The organism is Brevibacillus fluminis, assembly GCF_052072235.1.
GTDB classification, from domain to species: Bacteria; Bacillota; Bacilli; order Brevibacillales; family Brevibacillaceae; genus Brevibacillus_D; species Brevibacillus_D fluminis_A.
This window is the reverse complement of record NZ_CM125436.1, coordinates 123594-140505: the sequence shown is the minus strand read 5'-3', so window position 1 is coordinate 140505 and position 16912 is coordinate 123594. Positions and strand designations below refer to the sequence as shown.

Annotated in this window: 16 protein-coding genes; 5 read left to right on the top strand and 11 right to left on the bottom strand. The window is 49.3% G+C overall.

Annotation, left to right across the window (positions count from 1 at the left end; all coding sequences use genetic code 11):
* Position 1: 1 nt before the first annotated feature.
* The 10 genes from ACTID9_RS00690 to ACTID9_RS00645 all read right to left on the bottom strand — a co-directional run bounded on the left by ACTID9_RS00690 (position 2) and on the right by ACTID9_RS00645 (position 12529).
* Positions 2–913 (bottom strand): type II secretion system F family protein, encoded by a 912-nt coding sequence (locus ACTID9_RS00690; protein ID WP_441069290.1) that lies wholly within the window; start codon positions 911–913, stop codon positions 2–4.
* A 10-nt stretch (positions 914–923) separates the two neighbouring features.
* Positions 924–2414, bottom strand: a complete 1491-nt coding sequence (locus ACTID9_RS00685) for a CpaF family protein (protein WP_441069288.1) — start codon at positions 2412–2414, stop codon at positions 924–926.
* A 12-nt stretch (positions 2415–2426) separates the two neighbouring features.
* On the bottom strand, positions 2427–3830 hold the full coding sequence (locus tag ACTID9_RS00680) for a P-loop NTPase (RefSeq protein ID WP_441069286.1): 1404 nt from the start codon (positions 3828–3830) through the stop codon (positions 2427–2429).
* A 144-nt stretch (positions 3831–3974) separates the two neighbouring features.
* Entirely contained in the window at positions 3975–7835 is a 3861-nt protein-coding gene (locus ACTID9_RS00675) for an FtsX-like permease family protein (protein WP_441069284.1), read from the bottom strand.
* A 260-nt stretch (positions 7836–8095) separates the two neighbouring features.
* Positions 8096–8785 (bottom strand): ABC transporter ATP-binding protein, encoded by a 690-nt coding sequence (locus ACTID9_RS00670; protein ID WP_441069282.1) that lies wholly within the window; start codon positions 8783–8785, stop codon positions 8096–8098.
* A gap of 9 nt (positions 8786–8794) precedes the next feature.
* The gene (locus ACTID9_RS00665) at positions 8795–9334 is read right to left on the bottom strand and encodes a TlpA family protein disulfide reductase (RefSeq protein WP_441069280.1); all 540 of its coding nucleotides are present in this window, start codon (positions 9332–9334) and stop codon (positions 8795–8797) included.
* 21 nt (positions 9335–9355) lie between these two features.
* On the bottom strand, positions 9356–9913 hold the full coding sequence (locus ACTID9_RS00660; protein ID WP_441069278.1) for a MauE/DoxX family redox-associated membrane protein: 558 nt from the start codon (positions 9911–9913) through the stop codon (positions 9356–9358).
* A complete protein-coding gene (locus ACTID9_RS00655; RefSeq protein ID WP_441069276.1) occupies positions 9898–11730 on the bottom strand; it encodes an ABC transporter ATP-binding protein in 1833 nt (610 codons plus the stop codon). Before ACTID9_RS00655 ends, ACTID9_RS00660 begins: the two co-directional genes overlap by 16 nt.
* 3 nt (positions 11731–11733) lie before the next feature.
* On the bottom strand, positions 11734–12255 hold the full coding sequence (locus tag ACTID9_RS00650; RefSeq protein ID WP_441069274.1) for a hypothetical protein: 522 nt from the start codon (positions 12253–12255) through the stop codon (positions 11734–11736).
* Between the two features lie 79 nt (positions 12256–12334).
* Entirely contained in the window at positions 12335–12529 is a 195-nt protein-coding gene (locus ACTID9_RS00645; RefSeq protein ID WP_441069272.1) for a hypothetical protein, read from the bottom strand.
* Between the two features lie 229 nt (positions 12530–12758).
* Between ACTID9_RS00645 and ACTID9_RS00640 the strand changes: the two genes are divergently transcribed.
* Positions 12759–13496 carry a LytR/AlgR family response regulator transcription factor gene (locus ACTID9_RS00640; protein ID WP_441069270.1) on the top strand — a complete coding sequence of 246 codons (738 nt, stop codon included), beginning with the start codon at positions 12759–12761 and terminating at the stop codon, positions 13494–13496.
* A 37-nt stretch (positions 13497–13533) separates the two neighbouring features.
* Here the strand turns inward: ACTID9_RS00640 and ACTID9_RS00635 are convergent, their stop codons facing one another.
* Positions 13534–14274: an RcpC/CpaB family pilus assembly protein gene (locus ACTID9_RS00635; protein WP_441069268.1), complete on the bottom strand. Its 741-nt coding sequence runs from the start codon at positions 14272–14274 to the stop codon at positions 13534–13536.
* Between the two features lie 148 nt (positions 14275–14422).
* Here ACTID9_RS00635 and ACTID9_RS00630 point away from each other — a divergent pair, with 148 nt between their 5' ends.
* The 4 genes from ACTID9_RS00630 to ACTID9_RS00615 all read left to right on the top strand — a co-directional run bounded on the left by ACTID9_RS00630 (position 14423) and on the right by ACTID9_RS00615 (position 16871).
* Complete coding sequence (locus ACTID9_RS00630) at positions 14423–15088, top strand: PspA/IM30 family protein (RefSeq protein ID WP_441069266.1); 666 nt, start codon at positions 14423–14425, stop codon at positions 15086–15088.
* Positions 15089–15161: 73 nt separating this feature from the next.
* Entirely contained in the window at positions 15162–15548 is a 387-nt protein-coding gene (locus ACTID9_RS00625) for a DUF350 domain-containing protein (RefSeq protein WP_441072342.1), read from the top strand.
* Positions 15549–15569: 21 nt separating this feature from the next.
* Complete coding sequence (locus ACTID9_RS00620) at positions 15570–16076, top strand: DUF4178 domain-containing protein (protein ID WP_441069264.1); 507 nt, start codon at positions 15570–15572, stop codon at positions 16074–16076.
* A gap of 15 nt (positions 16077–16091) precedes the next feature.
* The gene (locus ACTID9_RS00615; protein ID WP_441069262.1) at positions 16092–16871 is read left to right on the top strand and encodes a DUF4247 domain-containing protein; all 780 of its coding nucleotides are present in this window, start codon (positions 16092–16094) and stop codon (positions 16869–16871) included.
* Positions 16872–16912 lie beyond the last annotated feature (41 nt).

Below are 16912 nucleotides of genomic sequence, written 5' to 3'. Positions count from 1 at the left end.
GTCACCCTCCTCGGTAAGCTTGTTTCAGCGCGATAAATCGAATCAATTCGCCGCCCAACAATATCATGAGAAACGCGCCCAAAATCAAAAATCGCCCGCTTATGGTCGCCAGCAGCGGGTCAAAATGGTGAGGGTTATTGAGAAACAGCGTTGCGACAAACACAAAAGGCATGGCTGAGAGCAGGTTAACCTGCGCGAGGATTTGAGACATCGCCGCTCGTTGCTTGCGAAACAGCTGTTTTCTGCGCAAAATGGCACCAGCGGCTTGATCCAGCGTTTTTGCCATATCCCCGCCAAGCTCACGCTGAACCTGCACAATTGTCGAAAGATAGGCGATGTCCGCAGAACCGGTCCTGGCATGGAAATCCGCCATTGCCTTGTCCAAAGGCACCTGACCGCGCAGCAGCTCAACCACGCGCAAATATTCTCGCGCCACACGCTTTTCCACGAATGCGTGATGGGCAACCTGCTCGAAGGCCACCAAATAAGAAGGAGACGTGCGAAGGGAACTGGCCATAATACGCACCGCCCTCAAGTTTCCGGCTTCAAACCGCTCCTTGTGCTTTGCACTCCTGTATCCGACCACCCTCTCGCTGAAAATGATCCCGGCAAAAAAGGCCGGGATCGGCATCCACCACGATTGCAAAACCATTCCGCACAACAGATAAAAAGCCGTTCCGGAAAAAACTCCAATCAGCGCATACTGTCCCAGCGTCACATTCGCCTGGGACTGGCGAAGACGTCTCGCCAATTTTTCGCGCACTGAAAGTCGCCCCTGCTGCACTTGCATCATCACAGCATGGTCTTTCTGTGGATCAATCAGCCTCGCCCATAGAGAGCTTGGCAGACAAATGAGGCAAATGGCCGCCGCCAACAATCCCACACATAAGAACGGCATCGCTTCAGCAATCATCGGTATCCCCCTAGGCGCGAATCGGCGTGGTGAAAAAGACTTTGTCCATTTCCTCCGGGCGCAGTCCTTTTGCGATCCAGCTTCGAATCAGCCGTTCCGGTTTATATCCTGTCCATCGATAGTGACCGACGACCCGGCCGTTCACAACATCTGTCGGCTCATACACGTAAATATCCTGAAGATAGACCCGCTCAGGCACCACATGCTTGACGTTGCACGTTCGCCGTATGCGCTCCTCATGCGATTCACCCGTTCCTACCACCTCGGTGATCGCTACCACTTTGCGGCTTCCGTCTTCCTCAAATCGTTTTACCTGTACGATCAGCTGCAAGGCTGAGCCGATCATGAGATTGCGCTCAAAGCTGCTATATTTTTCATCCGATTTCGCAAACAGAATAGGCAATGTCGAATCGACCAGAGCCCGCGGGGAATTGGCGTGAGCGGTGCTCCAGCTTCCCGGGTGATCGGTATTCATGGCCCAAAACAAATCGACAATCTCTCCTCCACGCGACTCGCCCACGATGATGACATCTGGCCTTTTCCGCAATGACAAGCGCACGCAATCTCGGATCGAATAGCCCCCTTTTCCCTCGTGGTTGGGCGGCTTTGCCAAAAAACGGCGGACATACGGATGCTGCAGCTTCAGCTCCAGCACATCTTCAATGGTAATTACGCTCAAATGATCGGGAATGAACGCGGAAATCAGGTTCAGCAAATGAGTTTTACCGGAACCCGTCCCCCCGCTGACAATGCCGGAAGCCCGGCCCAAGCCAACCGCCCATTTCAAAAATTGCAGCATCGGCGGACAAATGGACCCATATCTGACATAATCCGCTTCGGTCAGCAGATCGCGGTGCTTACGTATCGTCAGCATATGACCGTCTGGTGAAATGACGCGATGGGAGGCGGCGATGCGCGAGCCGTCCGGAAGCTGGGTATGCAGCTCCGCCTTCGTTTCATTAAACTCGCGCCCCATCGATGAGGCGATTTGCTCGATCAGTCGCAACAACTCCTCTTCATCTCGAAAAACTTTCCCTGAAATAGCTTCCAGTCTGCCCAAGCTTTTGCGTTCAACGACAAGCTGATCATAGCGGTGAAACATGATTTCGGTGATGTCGTCATCAGCCAACAGCGGGTCGAGCGGCCCCCAGCCGACCAGCTCGTGAAGCAGCTTATGTGCGACTTGCTCCAGCTGATAACCTGCTATCGGTGCTTTCATTTCCAACAGCAGGCGAATATCCTTTCCCAACTCATCCAGGAACTCCCCGCTCTCTTTTTCTTCCCACAGCCTTGTCCCGTATTTTTCCACAATCTGCACCTTCACGGCCGATTCGATATCCTTCGATACGATCCCCTCTGCCTCATGCGCACCCCCGCCAAAAGCAGATTCGCCGATCATCGCCGGGACGCGCCCGCTTTGCCGTCCCGTTTGTCGCAGATCGTACAGCATGGATGGTGTCTGCTGCGTAAGGCCCAACAATCGATTTCGGTAAAATGACATGCAAACTCCCCCTTATCTGCGCAGCCAGCTCCACATGGAAGAACGCGCTTTTTCCTTCGGCTTAGGCGTTTTTTGGGACGCTGTTTCATCCTCGATCGCCACGATCGATTTGGCCAGCTTCTCGATGGCATCCCTGGCCGCTGACCGTTGCTGCCCCAGCATGATCGGCATACCCGCATTGATCGACCGTTTCACTTCATCGTCATCCGGAATGGAAAAGATCGTTTTCCCCGGATGCAGCTGAAAATACGCGCGAATCTCCTCGAGCGTGAACATTTCCTTGCGTTGGAGTCGGTTGATGCATACTTGAATGCGTTCCTCAGGGTATTCCGCTTCGCGCAAAAGCTTGAGCAGACGCTGGATGTTTTCGATCGCATCCACGACAGGCGTCCCCACCAGAACCACCCGCTGCGAAAAAAACAGCGCTTGAATCGTCGCATCCGATGTATCCGGCGCCGTATCGATCAGAATGACATCGTAATCGCTCTGTTTCAGCGTTTCGAGCATCACATACAAATGGTAATCCTTGATCTCAAAGCTTTGCCTGATCTCTCGCGGTGAAGTCAGGATGTGGAGGCCGGACTGCTCATGCACCACGATGAACGGCTCGACCTCATCGGCACCCAGGCGAAGGGAGGTGGCATACTCCTGCCATTCCTGCGGGCCTGCTGTCTCGCTGTCGACTCCTTCCCGCTGCATCATAGCTATGATCTGTTGATCGATCGCTTGCGCCCACGTGAACAGATTGGGCGTCCGCGGCAAATTCAGCGAGGTCGCAAATGTCCCCAAATCCAGGTTGAAGTCGATCGCCAGCACCTTCAACGGACGTCCATTTTGCTGTACCTGCCGGAAATACACAGCCAACTCCCGCGACAGAAACGTCTTGCCCACGCCCCCTTTTGGCCCGTACACCGTGATCAAATGCTTTGGCTTTTCCCTTTTTGCCGGATATGCAGGCGTCGCAACCGGGGATTCAGCGACTGCATATGCGGACGGCGATGATTGCACCGGTACGAGGGGCGCGCCTGTCCCCATACCGGATTGCATATAGGAAGCAGGCGACGGCTGCATGGAAAGCAGTTCTACCTGCTCCGGCTGAACCGGTTTGGCCAACACCCAGATTTGCAAATTGCGCAAAAATGGCTCCCAATGCAGTTCTTTTGCGGAACATGTTGCAATGACCGTCACTTGCGGGCACATGAATCGGATCTGCTGGCACAGAACCCCGATCTCCGCTTGGCGCAAGCTGCCGACCAGAACCAGATCCGGTTGTTCCGTTTGCAGCACCTTCCACACGTCTTCGATTTGATGCGCCTCGCCGATCACCGATAAAAACTGACTGGCGGCCATTCGCTGCTTCAATTCCGTGAGGGCAAGCACATCTTCATCGATCAGCACCAAACGTTTTTTTATCATTTGGGTATGGTTCCCCCCTTTTTTTCCGTTACGACCAGTTTACTATCGGCATTTGGGACAAAAAAACCGCAGCCATCAGACGTATGACTACGGAAAAAAAGGTTGCCGTCATGTTCCAAACGACAACCTGATTATTACCTTTCATCACTCTTTTACTTGTAACCAACTTGCGAAATATTTCTTTTCGACAGGGAAATATGCTGTCACAAAACGCAAAAATTCGTCTGTATCGACCTGTTTGTATGCATACGTCTCAAAATAGGCTTTCAGGAACCGCCATCCTTCGTCTATATCGCCGTAGAGAGACAAGAGATCCCATAGCCTCACTGCTGGCTGAGCGTATAGCGGACCGAGAACTTTTGTCTCCTGGTACTGGTCCAGTGGCAAATTGGATGCTTTCCCTTTTGCCAACGGGACCTTCTCGGCCCATCTGACAAAGCTGCTGTTATCCGCCATCGCGTCATAAAAATACATGGAAGTTGCCAAAGTGACAATCCCTTCGTCAAGCCAACCATCCGTGTAGGGGTCATTCGCCACAACACCATAAAACCATTGATGAGCAAGTTCATGGACAACGGTCTCCTGAAAATCGCGAATCCGATTAGCCGGTTGATCCGAGCCAACCGTAACAATGCCAGGATACTCCATCGCGATCCCGCCTAAGACAAGATCCAGTTGATTGTTTGCATATTTTCCAATCCGTTCTTCAAAAAATGGCAAAGCCTGCCCCGCGGTCTCCATAGCCAGCTGCATTTCCTGGCGTTGACCTTTTTTCCCAATCACGCGTACCTCCACTTCGCCTACCTTTGCAGTCATGACCTCCACATTTTTCAAAATGGCGATGAACATTTCGCGTGAACGGTTTACGGTAACCGTTCCTGTCTTTACATTTCCGGCTGGGTCCTGGTCGGAAGAGCTGAACACCGAGTACCCGTCAGGAATGCGGAACGACACCGTAAAGTCGGAAAATCCCGTATTGTATGACTCACTGAACGACATGTACTCTTTCTTTTTCCAGCCTTGATGATAGGTTGCGAGCATCGGATATGCCTGCGCCAAGTAATAACCTTCCTCTTCTTGCGTGTATCGAAGTCCTTTTTGCGGAACATCAAACTGATAGCGAATTGTAATCGAGACTTTATCGCCAGGGTGCATGACTTCAGGCAAGTGAACCTGTAACGTATCGTCGGAAACGGTGTATGCAAGTGTTTTTCCATGGAGCATAATCGAATTTATCTCAGCCTTCCCTTTACGCCAAGTACCCTTTCCCTCTTTGTTAAACACATTCGGTATGAAATAAAAAACGAGCTGGTCCCATTCGTCACTCGAGCGATTTTCCGCCGTGACGGTGAGATTTGACCGAAAATGCCCTTTATCGTCCATGTCGATTGACCAATCGTACGTTGCATGGCTTCCCTCACTGACAGGTTGGGGTTCAAAAGCTGCGAGCTGCGCCTGGTTATGGAAAGGGTTCGATCTGTTTGCTGCAGGAAAACTGTCGCCGACTGTTGGGCCGTGTTGATCATCTGCCTGAAAAAGATACACTCCACTAGTGGCTGCCCCCACAAGCGCAATTGCAACGAAGCTTGCGATCGCAATACGTAGGGCATTTTCCGTTGATTTACGAGTGGTAGTACGGCGAAGCCCTTGCTGCGGATATAAGCGGACCGCCTTTTCCGCAGGTATCAGTGCACCGACAGCTCCCGTGACGACAGAGATTGCCCCAAGAGTCGCCAGGATTGCGAGGTCTTTCCATGGAAACGTGCGATACAAACAAACGATCATCACAAACCCGATCCCAACGCCAAGAAGTGCGGACAGCGCTCCGCATTGGATGCCTTCCCATAAAATCAGCCGCCGCAACGCATTGCGAGGCCAGCCTAGAGCGACCAACAGCGTGAGATCTTGCTTGCGATCCGCTACGTTTTGCCACATCATTTCCGCTGTAATAAGTATCGCCATACCAAAACAAAGGACCATCGCGATATACGGCGTTTGGCCAATTTCCACTGCAACGTATTTGCCAAACCAGCTCGCGTACAGCACGCCGTCCAATCGGAAGGTTACAAAGACATAAAAGACCAGCAACCCTAGCGGAATGGCCATCGCAATGACAGAGAGCAAATTGCGCCGCCAGCATCTCCACAGCTGGTTATACGCCAGCGCAAACGTATTCGTAACCTCCTGTCCAATGCGCGGTCCTCCCTGCTGTACCTCCCCCGTCGTTACCAACGTGTACGGCGAAATGCTCCTCAGCATCGAGATCGAAGGAATTGTTCCTACCAGGTAGGTAAACCATCCGGTTAGCCCTATGGAGAGATACAATAGCACCGGAATCCTGGTATTGCTTTGCACCAAAGCTGCTCCCGCAATCGCCCACGAAATAACCGCTACAAACCCGCCCATCAGCAGCGCTTCAATGAACAAAAGCTTCCGCAGATCACTTTGCCTCCACCCTGTTGCAAGCAATACCCCGAATTCCCGCGTCCTCGATAAAAAGGTAACGGTGTTGGTCGTTAAAACGTACGTAAAGACAAGCAAAAATACAAACAGGTAAACCCCGCTTGTCCCGATTTCGATTTCGCCAAGAAGCGGTACAGCTCCACCGAGGTGCATCCAAAATTGCTCGATCCAGCCTACCGGAGAATTCGATGTATTGGCAGGGGTGTGAATCAGGACAGGCTGCGGCACTGATCCAACCGTTACGTCGGCGACCAAGCCGGTCTCTGATTCGATCCTTTTGGCAAGCTCCGAAATCTTGCCGATGCGCTCCTGATATCCCCCGTCGCCCTCCACTACACGAATGCGAATAGCAGATATGGCCTGCTCTCCGTTATACGCTTTGGCCGCTTCAAGAGTCGTCAGCGCGACTGAGGCAGTTGGCAACATAGAGAGCGGATTGCCTGTCGATCGCAGCCTCACAGGTGGATTTACGGGCAGATTTCGGGGATCCAAAACCATCCGCGCAGTGGATGTCCCGTACGTTTCCAACGGCCAATCGCCGCCGGGATTTTTCGCCGTTTGCAATTTTTTCGGGTCGTAAAACCCGACAAAAACGGGATTTAATAAGCGCTTGAACGTATCATCATAGTGGAGATCTTGAAACGTTTCGGAGCCGAAAGCACCGGAAATATTCTTGATCTTGTCAGATAAATGAATCGGTAACGGATTCGCTTGAAATGCATACGGCCACCGTTCGGAATAAGGACTGTCGGTTATGGAAACTTGCAGCTTGCCTGGCTTGAATAAAGCATCCGATAATTCAACACGCTCATTTTTCTTTCTCTCAAACGCGCTGTTCGTATCCGGATCGATACCTGACAAGGCCCCTACGATGACACGATTGGTGTCTTTGCTTGTGAATGTGGCGGAAAAAACCGTTTGGGTCCCTTGTTCCTGCTGGTCGAGGAACTGCTCTCCGCCATTCTTTTTCACCAGCTCCATCGTCTGTTTCGCTTGGCTTTTGTCTGCGAACGGGAAAGGCAAACGCTCGATGGTCACTTTATGCGTTACATCAATGCCCGCATCTTCGCTCAGTAAAAGCGGGATGGCTGTCGACGTATAGTTTCCGGCAGGAGTCTCCATCACACTGCTAAGCGGCCGATCAGCACGTGTAAAGTAACGGCTGGAACCGAGCGACAACACCGCCTGCTCCAAACCCACAAGCTGATTTTCCGCCGAAGGATCGATGCCGATCACCAACTGGGACACCCCGTCAACGAATGAGAACTTTGGGTCCAGCGGATACGCTTGGTAGGGATTCTGATTGGAAGGGGCCGAGTTGTACCACTCCCCTATCGTCCCGTAATACCGCATCGTTCTGATTGGCTTCCCGTCACCTTTGCTGTTGTCGAATTGCTCCCTCGTGACCCGATACACCCCCGGCTGATCCATGAACGGAAGCTTTTCTTCCCCTACGGTCACCAGTGTGTTGATGTAACCCAAAACAGCTATGGGGGCGGCGACCTTCACCCCATCCATCTGTTTGATCTTTTCGTATTGCATGAAACTGATTCCGCCTGAACCAGCATGCAAAAAATTGGGTTCGACCAACTTTTGTGATTCCGTTATACCTCGCGCGCCTGCGGGACGCACCACGATCTCATAAGGGAGTCCCAACTGGTCCTGACTTTTTCGGGCCCGATCTTGTGCGGTTTCCGTCAGACTTACGAATGTGCTCAGAGCGCTTCCGGTAAGAAGCATCCCGATCAGGAGCAATATGAATCGGGCAGGATGCCGCCACCAGCTTTTCCATATATAGCGGATCAATGAGAATCACCTTCATCCGTCGTCAATGTCGCGCGGCCATCCCTCATGCGTATGCTTCGGTCTGCTTGCCTGGCGAAAGCAGGATCATGTGTAATCAGGATGATCCCGGTTTGGTTATCCGTTTGGAACTGCCTCAGCAGATCAAACACCAATCTTGCATTCGCCGTATCCAAATTTCCTGTCGGCTCATCCGCAAGCAGCCATCTCGGCTTGTTTACCATCGCTCGGGCAATGGCGATCCGCTGCTGCTCACCTCCGGATAACTGCGAAGGCAGCGCGTTTATTTTTTTGTGCAGCCCAACCTGCTCCAGCAGTTCCAGCGCCCGTTTTTTCTTGTCGTACCCGACCTTTCTTGGCAAGAGTGGCAGCATCACATTTTCCAATGCAGTCATGGTCGGGATCAAGTGAAAATGCTGAAAAATAAACCCGATCTCACGAAAGCGGAAATCTGCCAAACCGTTCCCTTTTAATTGGGTGACTTCCTGTTCCTCGAAATAAACACGCCCCTCCGATGGGCAATCGAGCGTACCGATAATGTTTAATAGCGTGCTTTTCCCCGAACCCGATGGGCCGACGATGGCCGTCATATCGGATTGGGAAAAGGTCATGTTGATCCCGTGCAGGACATCCATGATCACGCCATCGCCATGGTATGATTTTCGTATCTCTTCCAGTCGAATTGACATATCCGGCTCCTAGCTTGCTTGTTTCGATTGCTTTTTCAACAAGTTCGTGAATTGTGCAATCGATGAAATCGCTTCAACATTTTTTATGATACCTTGGCTGTTTATGAATACAGCTGTCGGAACATTTGTGATGAAATAGGTCGTAAAAAGTGAATCGGACCGAATAAGCGGAATTGTCGATGGGAGTTCCAGCGATTGTTGGTAATAAATTCTCCCGGAAACCGCCACAATCCTTACATCAGGATACTCTGTTTGGAAATGATGCAAGGAAGGTATGATCGTCTTGCACGTTGGACAAGTATCGTTGATAAAAAATAACAAAGTATCCGACTCGTTTTCCGAAATAGGCTGGATGATCACTCCATTTTGATCCTTTTCCCGAAATGCAGGAGCCCCTTGTCCAACTTGCAAACTAAGCATTTCGACTTTATGATTGCTCAAGCGAAACCGATTAAGAAACTGAACAACCAACCGAACCAGAAAATACATAACAGCCATCTGAATCAATGTTACGATCCATAACAAGATGTGTGACAAATCTTGGAACATCTTCTGCTTTCTCCTCTTCTTTTAGTTTTTCTCTTTGCCATCGAATAGAGCGTTCACCCGTTGATATAGCTTCAGCACCTCGGTAACGACTCTCACAAATAACAAAACCACCCAGCACATGAAAAGAGACTGTATCCAATTGTTTGAAAAGAGAGGGAACCGATTCCCGGTCTCTCCTGCTCCCCAAAACAGCAACACGCAAATGAACACGAATATTCCATTTCTCATAACCAGAGTCCACGACAGCTTGTGATTGCCTACAACCCCTCCGCATCCGCAGTCAAGGTCTTTTTGTCCCCTGACTAAATTCATGCTAATCGCAATCGAGTACATAACGAACAAACTGGCTGCCAAGATGTAAGGAATTTCCCGGAGATATCCTGTGAACAACAAGATTCCAGCTACGAATTCAGCGATAACCTCTGCCCACACGAACCATAAAATCCAAGTATCTGGCACGATCTTATATGCTTTTACAACGACGATATGCCTGTCAATTTTAAAGATTTTCCCCAATCCGGCGCTCAACAGAATCGTCCCCAGAGAAAACCGCAGAACCAGGGCTACGAATTCGTACATGGCATGTATTCTCCTTGCATCTGATTTGCTGAGGGATTTTCGAACCACTGTGCTTGTGCCTGATACATTCTGTAATATTCGCCTCGCTTGTCCATCAATTCCAGGTGGGTGCCTGTTTCGACAATTTCCCCATCCTTCATGACCACAATGCGATCCGCCAATTTGGCAGATGCCATTCGATGCGAAATAAAAATAGCAATCCGATCCTTTGCTACATCTCGAAACTTTTGGAAGATCTCCTGCTCCGTAATCGGATCTATCGCTGCTGTTGGTTCGTCGAGAATGATCATTTGGCTATCCTTGTACAAAGCTCTGGCGAGTGCGATCTTTTGCCATTGCCCGCCCGACAGTTCCTCTCCGTCGACAAGCCATTTACCAAGCATCGTCTGGTATTGGCTTGGCAGCTTGCTTATGAATGAATGGGCTCCGCTGACCTCGGCTACAAGAACCGCCGCTTGATCAGATTCGGGCCTATTGATATCACCGATCGTAATATTCTCTTTTACCGTCCAGTGATATTTGACATAATCCTGAAAGATTGCCGTTATGTTTTGCATAAGTGACTGCTCGTCAATCTTCCTCATATCGATTCCATCAATGGTTATTGTTCCTGTTGTCGGATGAAACAGGCCCATTAAACATTTCACCAGTGTCGTTTTGCCGGACCCATTCGCTCCCACGATCGAAATGCTTTCCCCGGGTTTGATTGTCAGTGTAATTCCTTTTAGTGCCTTCCTCTCGCTATTGGCATACGAGAAGCTGAGGTTATCAATCATGATTCCGCTGCAAATAGGGGAAGGGAACGTACTTGTTTTATCCATTTTAGGTACATCAGGAACCTCAAAATGTTTTAATTTGAAAAATTCCTCTATGTACAGCTTATCTTCGACCAGCTTTGCAAGTGCTCCAGACATGCGCACCAGCGTTCCTTGCGTGCCTTGAATTGCCTGACCGATTGAAATGAAATCGCCAATCGTCATTCTTATGGTTTTTGATAGCAGGATGATGATGCAGATTGCCCCCATATAAAAAAATGCTGAAAGTGTGTCTACTCCGACGCCAGCAAGTTGGTTTTTTCGCTCCAATCTCAACGTTTCATCCCGGTCAATCTGATACCTTTGGGCCCATCTGTTTAAAAAATAGGCAGCCAAATCAAAAAGCCGCAATTCCTTTGCCGACTGCTTTTCCTTCAGTAAAAAAGCATAGTAAGAGATTTCACGCTTTAATGGTGTTAAACCAACATGCAGATTGTACCTTTTTTTACCAAAATAAACATCAGCCCAAAATACCGGGAAAACAGTCATAAAAATAAACAACAAACTCCAATGGACGGAAACTAAAAAAATCGTATAGGAGAGAAAACTAACAATTGATTCAAGGATCGTCAAAATACTCGTTACAGGTGAGAGAAAACGCGCGCTGCTTTCCGATACCCGATCGACCTGATCGTAAAATTCCGGAGATTCGAAGTACACCAACGGAACGGATGTTGTCTTCAAGTAAATCTCTTTTTGTATCAAGAATCCAATGTGCAGCTGCATTTTTTGATCTACATACTGTTGCAATCGAGGTACGAGCGATTGAAACAAAGTAATCATTAACTGATAGAGAAGCATCACAGCCAATGCTCGATAATCATCGTCAAGCGGATTTTGGAATATCCGCGAAATCCCATTTATTAACTCCTTCATAACCAACAGGGAAAGTAATGGCACGATGCCAGCAAGAAGTTTGATCAGCAATGTGGCAAGAACCCACGTCTTTCCGTTCTTCCATACGAACTTGAATGATTTCACTAAGGATGAATTCATCGGCATTTTTTACACCCGTCTGTTTCCATATAATTCACGATAAAATTTGATGGCATGCTCAAGTAAATGAAGCTCTTTCGCAACTGTTCCTTTTTGATCCAGAATCCAAATCATCGGAAACGTATTGATTTCCATCCTGTTTAACGTATCACTGCTAATGGCAACGATCGGCATTTGCTCTCCATACTCCTTTATGAATGGCAGATGGCTTTTATCAGAAGAAGCTTCAACGAGCGTAAAAAATGGAATATCGAGCTTTGGCAGCATATTGATAGACTCATGGATCAGATCGTGGCAAAATGCGCAGGTAGGTGATGAAACAAGTACCACAACAGGCTGTTCAAGCAGTTGTGCCGGCACGGTCATAAAATCATGAATGTTTTTTCCGTATGCGCTTCCGAGCAAACGGTTACTTTGAGACATAGATGGCAAATATGCCAGTTCTGCTTTTAGCTTCATGAGCCTGTTTATCGTCCCTCCCAAACATACTCCCCAAAATAGCAAAAGACCGGCAACTGAAATACTTGTCATGTTATCACCCGTTCTTTGACACTGATGAATAAAAAAAGGAGGCCTGTTGTGCGGACTCCTTTTTTTATCGATTTCGTTACTAGCAGCAATTTCCCAACCAAGCGCCTTCTTTGCAAATCTCACCGTTTCGCGAATCGATCTGAACAGTGCGCTTCATCGTTTTTGAGCAATACGTATTTGGCATGCATTTATCTACCCACTTTTTGAATCCTTCATCAGTGCATGCAGCATATTGCGGTTTTACACCAAAGATAGTTGCAACTTTATCAAACATATTTCCACCTCCTTTTACAATTATTGTATTTGATTTGGGTATTATTTACAGATTTTTGCTACCAATTGTCGTATTTTTGCTACGTATGGACCAATTCTCTATTTTTCAGGACATGGATACTATTATTTTTCATAATTTGACAAATTATTCCTGTTTTTATATAGTCTGATTGATGTATTTTATTTAATTTTGTTGATATTTACATATTGTTGAAAATGAGCGAGGGACTATGAGCCATAAAATGTTAATTGCTATTACGGACCAGAAAACGCGCACCACCCTTAGCACATATTTTCAAAAGTATGATTTTGAAATTGTTGCTGAAGTTTCGAATGGACAACACGCACTTGAAAAAGCCCTTCTGTTAAAACCGCATCTGATGATTTTAGACACAGGACTGCCTGAAACAGATGGTATAGCCTTATGCAAAATGCTCCGCGATCAATTATTTCAAACCCACTTCGCACTTGTTTCCACAACGACTGATTTTGCCTATACTGCCTTTGAGTTGGGGGCGATTGACTATTTAGTAAAGCCCATTCAATCGGATCGTCTCTTACAGAGCTTGCGGAAATTCCGTTATTTTACGGAAGGGGAGCGACATTCGTCTCAAAACAAGTCAGCCGGGCGAATCATTGGCCTTAAGCATCACAACGCGATTGAGGTCATTCAACAAAATAAAATCATCTTTATCTCATCCGAGAATCGCGAAACGAAAGTGTTCCTTGATGCTGGCACCACTATCAAAACCATTACAACGAAAGAAAGTCTGAAGGAATTGGAAACAAAGCTTGATTCGTCTTATTTTGTGCGTACACACCGCAGCTTCATTATCAATTTGATGTATGTGAGCAAGATTTACCCATCCGGCCAAACTTATTTAGCTACGTTCAAACACGTAAAAGAGTTCGCTTATATCAGCAAGCAATCCATTGCCAAAGTTCATCAACACTTAAAAATGATCTAGCCCAATATAAGGCTAGATCATTCCCCATCGCGCTGCTTTACTTGCTAAACCCGCCGTCCCCTTCGCTCCACCGCTTCTTCGTCCGCATCAACGCCGCAGCAAATACCTCATCACCGATTCCGGCCCCTTTTTCATCCAACGCCGACGCCCTTCCCAGATGAATTTTCCCGTAATGCAGCGCATGTGTTAAAAGAACCGCTTCCTTCACTTTCAGCGCGATGGTCACGCCGCTGAGCTGCGGTTCCGCCGTCTCGAACTCCCGCTGCAGCGCGATGACCGGCATCTCCCGCAGCAAAAGCCCGCTGTGCGCCCCCTCCTCATCCTCGAATGAGGCGTACAGGTGGACTTTGTCACCAACCATCAGCTGCGGCGAGATGCCGACGATGTTGTCGACCGGGATGCTCATCCCTGTCATCCCCTCCCCCAGCGCTGCACTTCCATCTCCGCTTGCCGCAAAATCGCTCTCCATGAGCGGCGTCTCCCCGCTCAGCCGGCGCACGACAGGCATCGCCAAAAAAGCCGATGCCCTGGAATACGGGAGCAGCCCCGCGATTGGCGCCGTCTCGCCGGGGAACAGCCGATTGAGCGGCAAAGAGACAGCCTCAATATCTTTTGCCTGCAAAAAAGCGCCGCTCTCCACCACCACGCCTGCTTTCAGCTTGGCGTACACAAACAGCTGCGGCTTCACGTATACATACGCCCCGTAAGCGACAACAAGGGCCAGAATCATGACGCCGACCAGCCGGATCGGATGAATGGCCGGCATGCGAAAGCTCATACGCATCCCCCTCCCTTTTCGTGTCTGTTTCGCTAGTTTATCTCCATCTTTTGGGACAAAAAAATTCTTTGCATTTCCGAAACCATTTTAAAGCCCCCTCGTATTACAATGATAAATGCAGGTAACCACCACAAGGAGGGTGCTCGATATGTCTATCTTTAAACGTTTGCGTGATCTCACGATGTCCAATCTGTATGCCCTGATCGAAAAAGCAGAAGATCCGGTGAAATTGACGGATCAGTATTTGCGCGACATGCAGGATGACCTGGAAGAAGCGGAAAAAGCGGTAGCGGCGCAAATCGCGCTGGAGAAAAAATTCAAGCAGCTGTACGAGGAGCAGGAAGCATTGGTTGCGAAGCGCGAAGAGCAGGCGCACATCGCCGCACAAGCGCAAAACATCGATCTGGCTCGCCGCGCGCTGGAAGAGAAGAAAACAGCTGCCAGCAAAGCTGCCGAGTACAAGGCAAGCTACGAACAGAACAAATTGGCTGCTGACAACCTGAGAGAAAAACTGGAGGAAATGCGCAAGCAAATCTCCGAGCTGAAAAACAAGCGCGAAACACTTGCTGCCCGCGTGAATGCAGCGAAAGCGCAAAAGAAAATCAACCAAACCATGTCGGGCTTCAGCAACGATTCGGCTATGGCCGGTCTCAAGCGTATGGAAGAAAAAGCGCTTCAGCTCGAAGCCGAGGCAGAAGCAAGCGGCGAGGTTTACAAAAAGGAAAAATCGCTGGATGACGAAATCGCATCGCTCAGCAAAGACAAGCAAGTGGAAGATGAGCTTGCAGCCTTGATGAAAAAATACCAGGGGTAAACCGCTGCGGCGGTTCCCCTTTTCTTTTCAAAAAAAGGAGTGAACGCGATTGTTGGGGATTGATTTGTTGCGAATGCTCGTATGGACTGCTTGCGGAGCAGTGCTTCTTTTTATTCTCATGTGGATTGATTCATTTTTTACCAAGTACAAGGATTTGGATGAAATCAAGCGAGGCAATACCGCAGTCACGACCCGATTTATCATGAAATTATACGCGCAAGGTTATATTTTGGCGCAATCATTGGCAATCTCCAGCGATTTGTGGACCGCATTGTTCGTATCCGTCGCTTCCTTCATCATCTTGTTTATCCTGGAGAAGCTGGTGACGCTCTTATTGAAAAACATCGCAAAACTTGATCTGGATGAAGGCACGCAAACCGGAAAGGTGGCGCACGCCCTTGTTGCCGGTTCGCTGCATATCACCGGTGCCTTGATCATCACATCGAGCTTGAGCTTGTAGGTAGAGACAGGAGGCCATGCAATGAGCTTGTTTGAACGAGTGAAAAATATTTTTAAAACACCCGAGCCCCCGAAGCCGGAAAAAAGCATCCTGACTGTCGGCGTAGGCGACGTGGTCGAGGTCTCGCTCGTCACGTACCAGGTGATCGGGAATGTCCGCAACTTTCAGCGCAAAGCGGTCGTGCTGACCTTGCAGGACGGGAATACCATCCGTTATCTGAATATCGAGGACCGGGAGCGCACGATTTATCACTTGTATACGCCCATCGATGGCCGCCTGGATTCGCCTGACGAAGTGCCGACAACCATCGAACTGGACGACGTCATGTACCACCTTGAGGAGCAGTTCTCAGGCAATGTAACAACCACCGGGAAAGCCCCGTTCTCTGCCGCAGGTGAGCAGTACGTCTGGCAATTCCAGGCAGATAATCGCAAGCTGCTTCGCATCGAATGGCAAGATGGCCGGTTTATGCTGTATGAAGGAGAGTTCGTGCTCCCTGCCGACGTGCAAGTGTTGCGCGGAACTTAAGGGGGGATTTCGTTTATGTGGAAACGGCTGTTAAAAGGGATGAAAGCGGCGCTGGCCGTCTCGCTGGCGGTCACTGTGCTGGCAGGCTGCGGCGGACAATCGGTCAGCTCCACGTACCCGCTTGAATCTGTCGTCGATAAGGGCGGCGAAACCTCCCGCGTCTATCGCGCCGAGAACAAAACCGTCCCCGAGGTCGCCAAAGAGCTGGCGGATCAGAAAACACCGAAGGAAATCTCCAAAGAAGACAATGACCACATGTTTCTGGTCTATTCGGATGAATGGTACCACCTGCAAAAAGACCCCCAGAAACCGGAAGACACGCTCATTGAAGTCGACAACCAAAAGTTTGTTCAGCAAAATTACAGTTCGTCCTTTTTACAAGGATACATCACCGCCACGGTAATCAACGGCTTGTTCGATCTGGCGAAAAGCTACTCCGGCAATTATCGCGGCTATGGCAGCAGAGACACGTATAAACCGACCGTCGTCTACCATACGCCAACGAAGCAGGAGAAAAAAGCGGCACCGCCGATCACGACATCGGGCAGCGGCTCGATCATCAAACGCAGCTCGTCGGCGGATACCTCGTCCAAATCGAGCAGCGGCAGCATTTTTAAAAAGAGCGACGCAACGTCCTCGTCATCGGGCAGCGGAAAGATCATCCACAATTCATCGGATAGTTCCTATTCCAGCTCCTCCTCAAGCAACTCAGGCTCCTCGATTTTTTCGCGGCCAAAAAGCAATTCACCCCCGAAAACATCGAAAGGCTTCGGCAGCTTGAAAAGACGAAGATAACGGAAAACAAACAAACCAAAAACCTCTTCAAGCGACTGCTG

Excerpts from the sequence above, each read along its gene's own strand:
- ACTID9_RS00690 (WP_441069290.1), bottom strand. The coding sequence starts at position 913 with ATGATTGCTGAAGCGATGCCGTTCTTATGTGTGGGATTGTTGGCGGCG.
- ACTID9_RS00685 (WP_441069288.1), bottom strand. The coding sequence starts at position 2,414 with ATGTCATTTTACCGAAATCGATTGTTGGGCCTTACGCAGCAGACACCA.
- ACTID9_RS00680 (WP_441069286.1), bottom strand. The coding sequence starts at position 3,830 with ATGATAAAAAAACGTTTGGTGCTGATCGATGAAGATGTGCTTGCCCTC.
- ACTID9_RS00675 (WP_441069284.1), bottom strand. The coding sequence starts at position 7,835 with ATGCAATACGAAAAGATCAAACAGATGGATGGGGTGAAGGTCGCCGCC.
- ACTID9_RS00670 (WP_441069282.1), bottom strand. The coding sequence starts at position 8,785 with ATGTCAATTCGACTGGAAGAGATACGAAAATCATACCATGGCGATGGC.
- ACTID9_RS00665 (WP_441069280.1), bottom strand. The coding sequence starts at position 9,334 with ATGTTCCAAGATTTGTCACACATCTTGTTATGGATCGTAACATTGATT.
- ACTID9_RS00660 (WP_441069278.1), bottom strand. The coding sequence starts at position 9,913 with ATGTACGAATTCGTAGCCCTGGTTCTGCGGTTTTCTCTGGGGACGATT.
- ACTID9_RS00655 (WP_441069276.1), bottom strand. The coding sequence starts at position 11,730 with ATGCCGATGAATTCATCCTTAGTGAAATCATTCAAGTTCGTATGGAAG.
- ACTID9_RS00650 (WP_441069274.1), bottom strand. The coding sequence starts at position 12,255 with ATGACAAGTATTTCAGTTGCCGGTCTTTTGCTATTTTGGGGAGTATGT.
- ACTID9_RS00645 (WP_441069272.1), bottom strand. The coding sequence starts at position 12,529 with ATGTTTGATAAAGTTGCAACTATCTTTGGTGTAAAACCGCAATATGCT.
- ACTID9_RS00640 (WP_441069270.1), top strand. The coding sequence starts at position 12,759 with ATGAGCCATAAAATGTTAATTGCTATTACGGACCAGAAAACGCGCACC.
- ACTID9_RS00635 (WP_441069268.1), bottom strand. The coding sequence starts at position 14,274 with ATGAGCTTTCGCATGCCGGCCATTCATCCGATCCGGCTGGTCGGCGTC.
- ACTID9_RS00630 (WP_441069266.1), top strand. The coding sequence starts at position 14,423 with ATGTCTATCTTTAAACGTTTGCGTGATCTCACGATGTCCAATCTGTAT.
- ACTID9_RS00625 (WP_441072342.1), top strand. The coding sequence starts at position 15,162 with ATGCTCGTATGGACTGCTTGCGGAGCAGTGCTTCTTTTTATTCTCATG.
- ACTID9_RS00620 (WP_441069264.1), top strand. The coding sequence starts at position 15,570 with ATGAGCTTGTTTGAACGAGTGAAAAATATTTTTAAAACACCCGAGCCC.
- ACTID9_RS00615 (WP_441069262.1), top strand. The coding sequence starts at position 16,092 with ATGTGGAAACGGCTGTTAAAAGGGATGAAAGCGGCGCTGGCCGTCTCG.